The sequence below is a fragment of the Sulfurospirillum oryzae genome (assembly GCF_025770725.1).
GTDB lineage: Bacteria > Campylobacterota > Campylobacteria > Campylobacterales > Sulfurospirillaceae > Sulfurospirillum > Sulfurospirillum oryzae.
Window position 1 is genome coordinate 786,458 of sequence record NZ_JANZKZ010000001.1, and the last position, 12,576, is coordinate 799,033.

Sequence of the window (12,576 nt, forward strand, 5' to 3'; positions counted from 1 at the left end):
GGAAAAGAGGCAGTTTAAACCTCTTTAGGCGTTTTCCATGAAATGAATAAAATCAGAACGACTCCAAAATCAATCATGACATCTGCGAAATTAAACACAGCAAAATTAAATCCATAATGCCAAAAGAAATAATCCACAACACCGCCATGAACAAAACGATCATAAATGTTACTCAGTGCAGCCCCTGCAATAATGCCAATAGCAATATTAAACTTTTGGAGTATCTCTTTATGAAAAAGAAGATAAATCCCTAGACCGCTGACGAGCAAGAGTTGTATGTATTTTAGATACTCTTCCAAAAAGGCGAACATGGAAAAAGCAACGCCTTTGTTATACGTCAAAATTAGTGAAAAAAAATCCCCATTCCAACGAAATCCCTCTAAAAAGACTCTTTTGATATATTGGTCAACAACAAATATAAAAATCAAAAAACCTGCACTTATGACCAATTTTCTATTCATTTAGTGCGCTTTTAAAAAATTTAACGGTCTTTTCCATGCTCTCTTCAAGAACTTTTTCATTCTGTCCTTCTAGCAAAATACGCAATAAATTTTCAGTACCAGAATAGCGAATAAGAACTCGAATTTTTTTATTTTCTAATTCAGAGACGAGGGCATCGTAGCCTTTAAGTTCGCAAAGAGGAATCTTATTATCAATTTTTATATTTTGTTGAAGTTGAGGATAGAGATCAAAAGGATTAAACAATTTACTCACTTTTTGTTTTTCCGTTAGCATACAGTGCATAACAGCAAGAGCCGCTACTAACGCATCTCCAGTCTTAGCAAAATCAGACAAGATAATATGTCCACTTTGTTCTCCACCAAAGTTAATTTTTTCCCTATATAAGGCTTCTAAAACATTTTTATCACCGACATCACAACGGTATGTTTTTATGCCTGCTTTACTTAAATAATCTTCTAACGCCTGATTACTCATAACAGTAACGCACACGCCTTTGTTAGCAAGTCTGTTTTGGCTTTGTAAAAAGGTGGCAATTTTACCTAAAAGTTTGTCGCCATGTATAGGATTGCCATTTTCATCAACCACAACTAAACGATCTGCATCGCCATCAAATGCAAAACCTATATCTGCACGAAGGCGTCTTACCTCTTCACCTAACTCTTCAGGATGTAAGGCACCACAGTTTAGATTGATATTACTACCATTTGGCTCATCATTAATGATAATAACATCCGCCCCAAGCTCATTAAAGATAGTAGGGGCTACTTTATAAGCGGCTCCATTTGCCGTATCAAGGACGATACGCAACCCTTTAAGTGTCAAATTCTTTGGAAATGAGTTTTTAATCTGAACAATATACCGACCAATCACATCATCCACTCTTTTAGAACGTCCAATATCAAACTCTATTTTTTGATTGGCTTCAATTAAAGCATCATCATAATAGATTTTCTCAATCTCTGCCTCTTCTGTTTCTCCAAGTTTATTGCCAAAAGAGTCAAAAAATTTGATTCCATTGTCGAAATAAGGATTATGCGACGCACTAATCATAATGCCTGCGTCACAGCGCATGTCTTCTGTTAAAAAAGCAATTGCCGGAGTTGGCATAGGACCTATCTGTCTCACATCGTAACCAACAGCCGTTAAGCCCGATACAATGGCATTCTCAATCATATAACCACTGCGTCTCGTATCTTTGCCAACTAAGATTTTATTGGTAATGGAATTTTTACGAAAATAGATGCCTGCAGCCATTGCTAAACGCATCGCCATAAAAGCACTCAATTTTTTACCTGCTTTACCTCTCACACCATCAGTTCCAAAAAGTTTCATTGTTTTTCCTAAATTTTATCTTTACATGTAAGAATGATTAAGAAATTGTAACAAAAGTTTTTTTAATCTTTAGATGTATAGAAAATAAAGAGCACCTCACTCTCAATGACGTATAAAGCATTTTTGCTATTTTAATAGAAAATAAACAATTTTCAATAATAGAATTGATGAAACATGCCAATAAAAAGCTCTATTTATTTTAAAACATACTTAAAATAAGTTCTATTTAATATTTATTTTTATATAATCTACGCCTAAATTTAAAAACGAAAGGCTTATCTATGGCAAACCACAAGTCAGCAGAAAAGCGTATTAGACAAACGAAAAAACGCACTGAAAGAAATAGATTTTATAAAACTAGAATCAAAAATCTAACACGTGCTGTAAGAGAAGCTGTTGAAGCTGGTGATCAAGCAGCAGCTGAAGTTGCATTGAAAAATGTAAATAAAAACTTCCACTCTTATGCAGGCAAAGGTATTTTAACTAAAAATACTGCTGCGCGTCGTGTAAGCAGATTGTCACAACTCGTTAATACGCTAGGTAGTGTTGCTGCATAACTTGCGGCAACTCTCTCCTTATCTTAGTTCCCTCTCATGTTGAAAGAAAAATTACTCCCATTCCTTGATCGCTACAATGAGCTTACAACGCTTTTAAGTGATCCTAATGTCTCTAATGATATTAAAAAAATGACGGCACTTTCTAAAGAGCAGTCAGGATTAGAATCGATCAAAGAAAAGACACTTGAATACCTTTCAACATTGACTCAAATCGAAGAAAATAAACTTTTACTTGATGATGAAGAACTTGGTGAGCTTGCAAAAGAAGAGCTCAAAGTCCTTGAACCTCGTATCGTAGAAATCGAAGAAGAGATTAAACTTCTTCTCTTACCAACAGATCCTAATGATGACCGCAATATCTTTTTAGAGATTCGCGCAGGTACGGGTGGGGATGAAGCAGCTATTTTTGCAGCTGATCTTTTTAAATCTTATCTTCGTTATGCTGAAAATCGCGGCTGGAAAGTAGAAGTTGTCTCACTCAGCGAAGGCGTACTCAACGGATTCAAAGAGGTTATTGCACTTATTAAAGGGCAGGGCGCTTTTTCACGCCTCAAGTATGAAGGCGGTGTACACCGTGTTCAACGTGTTCCTTTAACAGAATCTCAAGGTCGCGTACATACTTCAGCTGTTACGGTTGCTGTTATGCCTGAAGTCGATGATGTCGAGATCGATATACAAGAAAAAGACCTTAAAATTGATGTTATGAGATCAAGTGGAAACGGCGGACAATCCGTCAATACCACAGATAGTGCCGTAAGAATCACTCACTTGCCAACAGGTCTTGTTGTTGTCAACCAAGATGGCAAATCACAGCACAAAAACAAAGATGCTGCTATGAAAATCCTCAAAGCAAAACTCTATGACATGGAGATGCAAGAGCGTAATGCCAAAGAGAGTGAAGCACGAAAGACACAAGTAGGATCAGGCGATAGAAGTGCCCGTATTCGTACCTACAACTATCCACAAAACCGTATTACAGACCATAGAATAGGGCTTACGCTCTACCGTTTGGACGCTATTATGGAAGGTGGATTGTACGATGAGATTATTGATCCTATTATTACGCACTACCAAGCAGAACTGATGAAAGAAGCAAACTTCTAATACACTATTTATCGTAGATTAGAAGATTGTTCTGCTCTATCATCTCTTTAATCATTTTGTTGTACTCTTCTTTAAGTTCTGAATAATTAACCATTGTTTTAGCTGCATCCATCCCCGTATATGCTTTTCCACTATTCCGTGCTATAAGTCTTCTTTCGCGAAAAAGGCTATACGCGTCATTAGTATTAAGATTGAGCATATAAGAATTGACCGATTTTTGAAGTGAGCTAAAAATACGAATCATGTGTGTCTTGCCAATGGCTCTATTTTGAGGCATTAATCCCACACCCGAATAGGTCCAGTGACCAAAAAGGTTATTGGCTTCTCTTGCAAAACGGCTTTTACCCCATCCACTCTCGAGCGAAGCTTGCGCTAGTGCTAAAGAAGTTGGAATGACATCAATGCGTTTAAAGTATTCGTCTCTATCAAAAAGTGATTCTATCCCGTATTTATTGCGTAAAGAGATAAGATAGCCTACATTTTGCTGGTTGAGCCCTCTAAAGGCGCCTGGTACAGCTTTTGCAAAAAAATTGGTAATAAATTCTCGATCTTTTTTGATCTCGTCATTACCTTTATCCACAAGAACTTTCATCTCGCGGATAAATTCCTCTTTTTGCTTTGGACCATCTTCAATCTGATAATATTCTGAGGAAAGACCTCCTGCGTAAAGTATTCCGCTTTGAAAAAACACACAAGAGACGATAAAAAGAGTTGAAAAAAATTTCACGAAATTAAAGTTCCAACACCGTCTCAAAGACTTTTTGAACTCCACCTTTGAAAAAAAGTCTCTGATCTTCAATACGCAAACTTAACTCTTCCCCACTGGTAGGATAAACTTTAGCGCTTTCTCCTACTATTTTTTGACGATATGCACTGTAAAAACAAGCTGCCATTCCCGTACCACATGCCAAAGTCTCATCTTCTACTCCACGCTCGTAGGTTCTTACATGTAAAGTATTTTCTTTGAGCATTGCATAGTTTACATTGGCATTGTATTTATAGCGCATTTGGCGTGCGATCACTTTATCAAAGCATGCTGTATCCTCAACAAAAGTGACTAAATGAGGGACTCCCGTATCGCAGAAATGCCATGTTAAGCCATTTTCATCAAACGATTCACTAAGTACTTTTGGTGTGGTGAGTTCTGTTTCAACCACATCGCCTTCTACGACGGATGTAATCACACCAGCACCCGTTAAAAAACGCATGGAAGTGCCTGAGAGATGGTTATTAAACGCATAGTGAGCACAAGCGCGTGTACCATTTCCACACATCGATGCATGACTTCCATCACTATTGTAAAATTGCCATTTAAAATCATACTCTAGATGCGGTAGCAAAACAATCAAACCATCTGCCCCCACACCTTTTTGTCTGTCACATAGTTTTTGGGCAAGCGCGCTTCTATCGACCTCTGTAAAGGTGTGAAAAATAATAAAATCATTGCCACTCGCATTATATTTTGCAATTTGCATATTTGCCTCGTACAAATTTGATAAATTTTTCGATCTCGCTCTCTAAGAATTTCATATCAAAGGAGTTGTTGATGAGAAAATCGGCTAAGATCTTTTTCTCTTCAATGCTAATCTGCGCATCAATACGTTTTTGCGCCTCTTCTTTACTAAAATCTTCTCGCACCATCAACCGTTTGCGTTGAACTTCAACCGGTGCATACACAACAGCAACAAGCTTACACGCATACCCATCGCTCTCAAAATAGAGCGGAATATCGATAATATAAGGCTTTTGTTTCTCTTCTAAAATGTCGCAACGTCTAAATATCTCTTGACGAATCAAAGGATGTAAAAAAGCATTAAGCTTTTCACGCTCTGCTTTGTCATTAAAAATAAGTGTTCCAAGCGCTTTGCGGTCAATGACACCCTCTTTAATCACGCGATCTCCAAAAATAGCCTCAACCTCTTTTACATGTAAAGGCAAAACCTCTTTTGCGATCACATCTGCGTCGATTACTTCAAAACCATGGGACTTTAGCATCGCAGATACTGTACTTTTGCCAGTGGCTATTCCACCTGTTAAAACAATTGCATGTTCATACGCCATTTAATCCTAATACCTTATACTATTTTTATAACGATTTTAACATAGTTTTGTTAAAATCTATTAAACAATAACCTCACTAAAGGCATATCCATGAGCACAGTCAGCTACAAAGACGCTGGCGTCGATATAGACGCGGGAAACCAATTTGTCGAAAATATTAAACCACTGGTCAAATCCACTTTTGATAAAAATGTCATCGGAGGTATTGGTTCATTTGCTGGAGCATACGAACTACCATCGGGTTACCAAAAACCTGTTATTTTAGGTGCAACGGATGGCGTTGGAACCAAACTCAAACTAGCTATTGATTCAGGCATTTACAACACTGTGGGCATTGATTTGGTTGCTATGTGTGCAAATGATCTAATCTGTAACTTTGGAACACCACTCTTTTTTCTTGACTACTACGCTATGAGCAAACTGGAAATTGATGCTGCGGTAAGCATTGTGAAAGGTATTGCAGAGGGTTGTATTCAAGCTGAATGTTCACTTATTGGTGGCGAAACAGCTGAAATGCCTGGTATGTACCACAGTAAAGATTTTGACCTTGCTGGTTTTGCCGTAGGCATCGCTGAAAAAGACGAAATGAACCGCTTACCACACGTAAAAGCTGGAGACATTCTCATTGCTCTTCCAAGCTCAGGTGTTCACTCTAATGGCTTTTCTCTGGTACGCAAACTCTTCTTTGACAAGCTCGGTTACACTTTTGATACCGAGTTTGATGGCAAACCACTCATTGAAACACTGTTAACACCAACGCGCATTTATGTGAAGCTCTTTAAAGCGCTTAAATCTAAGATCAACGCTTTGGCGCATATCACAGGCGGTGGCATTATTGAAAATCTTCCTCGTGTTCTCCCTGAAGGGCTCCAAGCACACGTGTACAAATCAAAAATCAAAACACTCCCCGTCTTTGACTTTATGAGCCAGTACGTCGAAGAGAGTGAAATGCACCGTACGTTCAACATGGGTGTAGGTATGATCCTTGTGGTTAGTCCTGAAAATGTAGACGAAGTTCTTGCAAACAGCGACGGATATGTGATCGGCGAGCTCAAAACTGGGCCTAAAAGTGCCATTATGCTCTAATGAGTAGCATTTACATCCTCTCAAAACTTTTTGCATACCTGGTTTTACCGCCAGGTATTTTTATTGTCCTTTTCTTTGTTGCCTCTTTTTATGCTAAACGCTTTCGTCTTTTTTTCCTAGCCAATGCTATTATTTTTTATCTTTTAAGTAACTCTTACGTGGCAGATTGGCTTTTGGCACCTTTGGAGGCTCCTTTCAACAAATCTCTTGAAAAACAGCCCGCTGATGCAGTGGTTGTTTTAAGCGGAGGAAGCCATAAAGGCGTTGCCAACCTTCCCTTGGGCGATGAAGCCTACAAAAGAGTTTCATGGGGACTAATGGTTGCAAAATCAAACAATCTTCCATTGCTTTTTAGTGGCGCAGGCATCAACCAAGATTACTCAGAAAGTGATGCATTTTTAGATAGCGTTAAAGAGATTAAAACCTATCTTGCTTTGGATATTCCCTCCGCTAGAGGCTTACAAAAAAAAGAGTTTTCTCTGTATGTCGAAAATAAAAGCATCGATACTTATGAAAATGCCAAACTCAGCAAACAAGCGTTTGAAAATGCTGGGCTTAATGAGCCTACCATCTATCTTGTCACTTCGGCGTATCACATGAGACGCTCTATTAGGCTTTATGAACACTTCGGTTTTAAAGTAATTCCTACTGCAACGGGTTTTAAAATCAGCTCAAAAGCCAAAGATGCGTGGGATTACCTTCCTAATGCGTACGCTTTATGCGAAAGCTATGTGGCGCTACGAGAATATGCAGGACTTTTAAGTCTGAAATTTCGGGGTATTTAGCCTTTACATGTAAAGATTATTTACGTTTATCGCCAGTAATTTTATAGATAAAACTAAAGACCTCAGCAACCGCTTTATAAAGCATCGGTGGTATTTCTTTATTAAGTTCTATCTTAGAGAGCAGTTCCACCAAATCCGCATCTTTTTTGATGAAAATGTCATGTTCTTGGGCTAGTTTTATGATGTTATTGGCAACTTCACCCTTGCCAGAAGCAACAACTTTTGGTGCGCCACTTTTTTCACGATCGTATTTAAGTGCAACGGCTTTTTGCGGTTTTGGCGTTGGCGTATTCATATTGTAATATTGATCCCAAATTGAAGTTTTTCACCACTAAAATAGTCGTTTTTAACCATACTCACATCTTTGTATTCGAGCATTTTTACATTTCCCGTAATCAGCCCCACTTCATTAAAGGCTTGTTTTAGCTGATTCAATCGATCCGTAATTTTTTCGCTCAGCTCTTTTTTCTGAGCTGCGATTGAAATATCAATGTATTTCTCACCTGAGAGCAAAAGCATCATATTGAGCTTTCCATAGGCTTCAAGATCAAGATCAATTTGGCAGTGAAAATTATCATCGCTGGATTTTTTCATCATCATTGACCCACCTTTAAGCCCATCCCAACTGAAAGGAATATACAAATGCGTTGAACTACTCACATACGAGACTAACTGATGATACTCAATCTGCGTAAGAAGTCGATTGGTGATCTCTAAGGCCTCTTTATTTTGAGGTGATGTTTGAAGATTATCGCTTAGCTTAGTCAACACGCCTTTCATATCGCTGAGTAACTCCACATCGGTTGGATCAAGTGAGAGTTTTTGAGCAATTGCTTTACCAACAAAGAGTTCAGGTTTAATAAGACTATGAATTTTTTGCTCTATAAGAGTACTTTTGTCGGTAAATTCAGCCTGCTGAGTACTTTTAGGATCAAGGATATCGATTTGCTGCTTAATGCGATTGGCAACCATTTTTAGTGCTTCTTCAATCGTTTCAGGAGGTTTTGCAGATAGATTCATCTGTTCCATTATAAGGCTAGAGGAGGGCATGGAAGCCTCTTTTTGGATCAATTCTGCGTCATCCACAACAATGGCTTTTTCTAAATTTTCTCCACTATGCTCAATTAAAGGCGGTTGTGCTGTTTTTAAAACCTCTTTAGCATTTGAGGTAGCCAGAAGAGTTGCACTATTGATTTGCGCAGGCTCTTTTTCTATAGTAGTGCTAACTAACGCCTCTTGAGGAGGTATGGTAACGGTGTTAGTCTCTTTTAAAAGGCTATCTTTGCCCAATAATTGATCGATCTGTGGTTGAAGATCATCAAGCTGGAGAGCACTAAGATTTTCTTTGAGCATTTCTAAAAGAACTTTAACCTGCGTTGTGAAATGCTCTTCGATTTTCATACTTTCAGGATAATTCTCGACCTTAGACGTGATTAAATCCATTTGTTGAATGGCATAGTCAAGCTTTTGAACGTTTTGATAAGCCTCTTTAAAGAGAGGAACACTTTGGGATGAAAGCTCTTGTTTAACACTTTGGCGAAAAAGATCAAGTAATGCTTTAAGACTTGTTTGCGCCTCTTTTGAAGAGATGTCTTGTGTTGAAATAAGACGATCCATAATCGTATTGATCTCTTTTGCAAGCGGTGTGATCATTTTGCTTGGCGTACTTAGATGCTCTTGAAGCTCGGATGAGAGTGTTTGAAGCGTCTCTGAAACCCCTTTTTGAGTAACAATGTTAGCTAACTTTGATTCAAAAAAGATTCCAGAATTTTGAATTTGCTCTTGAAGCACTTTGACATCTATCTGTTGAATATCTTTAGAAAAAAGCTGTAAAAGCGCCAAAGGTTTGGCAATGGTCGAATCAAGTTTCACAAGGGAAGTTAAACTCTTAATATCTTCGGCAAAATTTCCCATATTTTTAAAAAGCTGGTTATTTTGCAAAATTTCAAAAATGGCACTCTTAGACTTGGCTTCACTCACAGCACTTCCTAGTAACTGTCCAATGACTTCTTGCGCATTATTGGGTATTACTGTCGTTTTTTGTGCAGTAATCGAAAGCGGTATATCAGCACTGTTTTGGATAATTTTTGCAGCATTCTCTTTAGCCATAGCTTTTGGATCAAGCGTTTGAAGTTGATTGGCAAGAAGAGAAGTAGTCGAAATGTCCATTAAGAGACCTTTGTACCAAAAATGAGCATCATCCGTGCCTTTTTATGACTGTTTGTCTTTTGTTTTGATTTTAATCAGCCATTCAGAAAGTGTTTTCTCATACCCTATCGGCAAATTGTCGTAAAAATGAAGCGGTTTTTCCAAATATTTCTGCTCCACCCAACCACCAAAATCATGCGGATAGAGATAGCCTTTAGAAGAAGGGCTTTTCAAATGGGCAGGTACTTTAAGTGCCTTTTCATTTTTGACATACTCTAATGCACTGTTGATCGCCATATAAGCACTATTGGACTTTGGACTACACGCTAAGTAGATAAGACACTGAGAGAGAATAATGCGAGCTTCAGGATAGCCTATCTTACTGACGCTTGTAAGGGTGCTAGAAGCCAAATTAAGCGCATTGGGGTTAGCATTGCCAATATCTTCGCTTGCAAGGATTACAAGCCGTCTAGCGATAAAATCTGGGCTCTCTCCGCCATCAATAAGACGGGCAAGATAGTAAAGAGCTGCATCCACATCTGAGCCTCTAACACTTTTAATCATTGCACTGATTAAGTTATAATGCGTGTTATCTGAACTTACGCCGTCTTTTAGGGCACTTGGGCGCAACGTTTTGAGTGTTTCAAGCTTTACATGTAAGTCCACTTTGAGTGCAAACTCTAGTAAATTTAAGAGTGCTCTGCTATCGCCTGCGCTTGAGCTTATAAGATATTCAAGCGCATCTTCATCAATCTCAAAATCAATCTTTTCACGCACACGTTCAATAATTTCTTTGAGGTCTTCGTACTCAAGTGGATAAAACTCAAAAAGCATCATGCGTGAACGTATACCAGAACTAAGTACAAAGTAGGGGTTCTCCGTTGAAGCGCCAATAACAATGGCTTCGTGGTTTTCCATAGGAAGCAAAAGCACTTCTTGTTGCGTTTTGGAAAGACGGTGAATCTCATCAATAAAAATAAGCGGCTTTTGAAGGGCTCCTCGATGCTGAGAAAGTATCTTGCGAATCTCTTCTACTTTGACACTTGTGGCATCTAATTCATAAAAAGGGAGGTCTAACTCGTTAGCCACAATGCGTGCTAACGTTGTTTTTCCTACTCCCGCTGGTCCAAAGAAGAGAGCATGGCTCATTGAGCCTGATTTTAAGAGCTTACGAAAGGGACTACTCTCACCACTCAGGTGTTTTTGCCCCGCTAACGCTTCAATCATTTTAGGACGAAAGAAGAGGGCGAAGTTATTGATCATCGTCCTCTTCATCCTCATCAACGCCTTGAATTTTATCGTTATCTCTTTTGACGTACTCAAGATAATCTCTCAGTGCAGTATATTCACCGCCATCAAAATAACGGTGTTTACCAGGTTTTAACATTCCTAGATCAATTTTGCCGTAACTCACGCGTTTGAGGTCAACAACATCAACATCAAAATAACCAAAAAAGCGTCTTAGTTCTCTGTTTTTACCTTCATTGATAGTCACTTTAATAGTCGAAAATGTTGGATTGTTTTTGATAATACGATATGAAACGAATGGCGCAAACTCCATTGAACGAATTTCACTGTGTGAATGTCCACCTTTGCGTGCATTTTCAAGAAAAAGTCCTTCTTGCATCGCTTTTTCCATTGCTGGTGTTATCATTCCATTGATTTTCACGTAATACACACGCTCCAAGTCTCCATGCATCAACGCTGAAACAACGGATGGTGAATCACACAAAAGAAGTAATCCCTCGCTCGCAAAATCTAGCCTTCCAACACTGAGGTAATGACCAAATTGTGGCGGCAATGTATCGTAAATTGTTCTACGACCACGATCGTCTTTTTTACTGACTAACTCACCTTTTTGTTTGTGATAAACAATGACTGAATAACCATGTTTTTCAAAAAGGGCTTTGCCATTTAGTTCGATTTTATTTTTAAAACTTACCTGTGTGGAGAGGTCTTGTACGACTTGACCGTCAACCTTCACATGTCCTGCTTTGATAAGTTCATCCGCCTCACGCCTTGAATAATGCGTGTTGTGCGAAATCATTTTATTGAGTCTCATTAATTCCATTTATTTTATTCCTGCTTCCACTAAATGGTGGATATGTAAAACACCTTTAAGCGTACCCTTTTTATCAGTAATCGCTAAAAGCTGTATTTTGTATGTTTCAATGAACGCTAATGCATCACTTGCCAAAAGCGTTTCATCGTCTAGTTTTTTTGGATTTTTTGTAGCGTATTCATACGCAGTAGTATCCATTGTAAAATCATCTCTCATAAGCGCTCTACGCAAGTCACCATCGCTCAAAATCGCCAAGAGTTTATTCTCCTTATCGGTGATAAGGACATTGCCTAATCTGCCTTCGCTCATCGTAATAATCGCATCTTTAAGTCTCGTTGTTTCATGAACAATCGGAAGGTCTTGCGTTAACATGAGATCTCTCACCTTAACAAAAAGTCGCTTACCCAAACTTCCACCCGGATGAAAAGAGGCAAAATCCTCTTTCTGAAAATTTTTCTTTTTCATCAAACAAACGGCTAACGCATCACCAAGGGCTAACGTGAGTGTTGTTGAACATGTTGGTGCAGCATCTAACGGACATGCTTCTTTTTCTACATGTAAAGGTAAAAATATATCACTGTAATGCCCCAATGATGACTCTATCGTGCGTGCCATACCAATGAGAGGTATCTCAAAACGTTTGATATGTGGCAGTATTTTAATAAGTTCTTCGCTCTCACCACTATAACTAATTGCCAACACCGCATCGTCTTTACCAACCATACCTAGATCGCCATGCATCGCTTCTGTTGGATGGAGAAAAAAGCTACTGGTTCCTGTACTAGCAAGCGTTGCTGCAATTTTTGCTCCAATGAGTCCACTTTTCCCCACGCCTGTAACAATCAGTTTGCCTTTGATGTTAGCAATTAAATTCGTTGCAGCACTCATCTCATCACCGATTAAAAGAGCTGCATTTAAAAGCTCTTTTGCTTCTAGTTCCAATACTTCTTTAGCTATAGCTTTAAAATCTTGCATAAGA

At 38.6% G+C, this 12,576-nt stretch carries 14 protein-coding genes; 4 read left to right on the forward strand and 10 right to left on the reverse strand.

Features of this window, described 5'->3' with window-relative positions; all coding sequences use genetic code 11:
• Positions 1–14: 14 nt before the first annotated feature.
• Both lspA and glmM read right to left on the reverse strand, forming a co-directional pair.
• Positions 15–461, reverse strand: a complete 447-nt coding sequence (gene lspA, locus N0B29_RS03895; protein WP_263832367.1) for a signal peptidase II — start codon at positions 459–461, stop codon at positions 15–17.
• On the reverse strand, positions 454–1,794 hold the full coding sequence (gene glmM, locus N0B29_RS03900) for a phosphoglucosamine mutase (protein WP_263832368.1): 1,341 nt from the start codon (positions 1,792–1,794) through the stop codon (positions 454–456). Before glmM ends, lspA begins: the two co-directional genes overlap by 8 nt.
• Before the next feature lie 281 nt (positions 1,795–2,075).
• Here glmM and rpsT point away from each other — a divergent pair, with 281 nt between their 5' ends.
• Positions 2,076–2,351: a 30S ribosomal protein S20 gene (gene rpsT / locus N0B29_RS03905; protein ID WP_025343336.1), complete on the forward strand. Its 276-nt coding sequence runs from the start codon at positions 2,076–2,078 to the stop codon at positions 2,349–2,351.
• A 36-nt stretch (positions 2,352–2,387) separates the two neighbouring features.
• Complete coding sequence (gene prfA, locus N0B29_RS03910) at positions 2,388–3,455, forward strand: peptide chain release factor 1 (RefSeq protein WP_263832369.1); 1,068 nt, start codon at positions 2,388–2,390, stop codon at positions 3,453–3,455.
• A gap of 4 nt (positions 3,456–3,459) precedes the next feature.
• On the opposite strand, the gene N0B29_RS03915 is transcribed toward prfA, so the two are convergent.
• The 3 genes from N0B29_RS03915 to coaE are packed head-to-tail and all read right to left on the reverse strand — an operon-like array spanning position 3,460 to position 5,516.
• Positions 3,460–4,182, reverse strand: coding sequence for a glucosaminidase domain-containing protein (locus N0B29_RS03915; RefSeq protein ID WP_263832370.1), 723 nt, complete (start codon positions 4,180–4,182; stop codon positions 3,460–3,462).
• Between the two features lie 4 nt (positions 4,183–4,186).
• Positions 4,187–4,930 carry a diaminopimelate epimerase gene (gene dapF, locus N0B29_RS03920; RefSeq protein WP_263832371.1) on the reverse strand — a complete coding sequence of 248 codons (744 nt, stop codon included), beginning with the start codon at positions 4,928–4,930 and terminating at the stop codon, positions 4,187–4,189.
• Positions 4,911–5,516, reverse strand: a complete 606-nt coding sequence (gene coaE / locus N0B29_RS03925; RefSeq protein WP_263832372.1) for a dephospho-CoA kinase — start codon at positions 5,514–5,516, stop codon at positions 4,911–4,913. The genes dapF and coaE overlap by 20 nt, the downstream gene beginning before the upstream one ends.
• 90 nt (positions 5,517–5,606) lie before the next feature.
• On the opposite strand from coaE, the gene purM reads away from it, so the two are divergent.
• A complete protein-coding gene (gene purM / locus N0B29_RS03930) occupies positions 5,607–6,602 on the forward strand; it encodes a phosphoribosylformylglycinamidine cyclo-ligase (RefSeq protein WP_263832373.1) in 996 nt (331 codons plus the stop codon).
• On the forward strand, positions 6,602–7,387 hold the full coding sequence (locus N0B29_RS03935) for a YdcF family protein (RefSeq protein ID WP_263832374.1): 786 nt from the start codon (positions 6,602–6,604) through the stop codon (positions 7,385–7,387). Before purM ends, N0B29_RS03935 begins: the two co-directional genes overlap by 1 nt.
• Positions 7,388–7,403: 16 nt before the next feature.
• On the opposite strand, the gene N0B29_RS03940 is transcribed toward N0B29_RS03935, so the two are convergent.
• The 5 genes from N0B29_RS03940 to N0B29_RS03960 are packed head-to-tail and all read right to left on the reverse strand — an operon-like array spanning position 7,404 to position 12,572.
• Positions 7,404–7,682: an EscU/YscU/HrcU family type III secretion system export apparatus switch protein gene (locus N0B29_RS03940; protein ID WP_263832375.1), complete on the reverse strand. Its 279-nt coding sequence runs from the start codon at positions 7,680–7,682 to the stop codon at positions 7,404–7,406.
• Positions 7,679–9,556, reverse strand: coding sequence for a flagellar hook-length control protein FliK (gene fliK, locus N0B29_RS03945; protein ID WP_263832376.1), 1,878 nt, complete (start codon positions 9,554–9,556; stop codon positions 7,679–7,681). The genes N0B29_RS03940 and fliK overlap by 4 nt, the downstream gene beginning before the upstream one ends.
• A 42-nt stretch (positions 9,557–9,598) precedes the next feature.
• Positions 9,599–10,798 carry a replication-associated recombination protein A gene (locus N0B29_RS03950; RefSeq protein WP_263832377.1) on the reverse strand — a complete coding sequence of 400 codons (1,200 nt, stop codon included), beginning with the start codon at positions 10,796–10,798 and terminating at the stop codon, positions 9,599–9,601.
• Positions 10,788–11,597 carry a pseudouridine synthase gene (locus N0B29_RS03955; RefSeq protein WP_263832501.1) on the reverse strand — a complete coding sequence of 270 codons (810 nt, stop codon included), beginning with the start codon at positions 11,595–11,597 and terminating at the stop codon, positions 10,788–10,790. The genes N0B29_RS03950 and N0B29_RS03955 overlap by 11 nt, the downstream gene beginning before the upstream one ends.
• A 9-nt stretch (positions 11,598–11,606) precedes the next feature.
• Entirely contained in the window at positions 11,607–12,572 is a 966-nt protein-coding gene (locus N0B29_RS03960) for a KpsF/GutQ family sugar-phosphate isomerase (RefSeq protein WP_263832378.1), read from the reverse strand.
• Between the last annotated feature and the right edge of the window lie 4 nt (positions 12,573–12,576).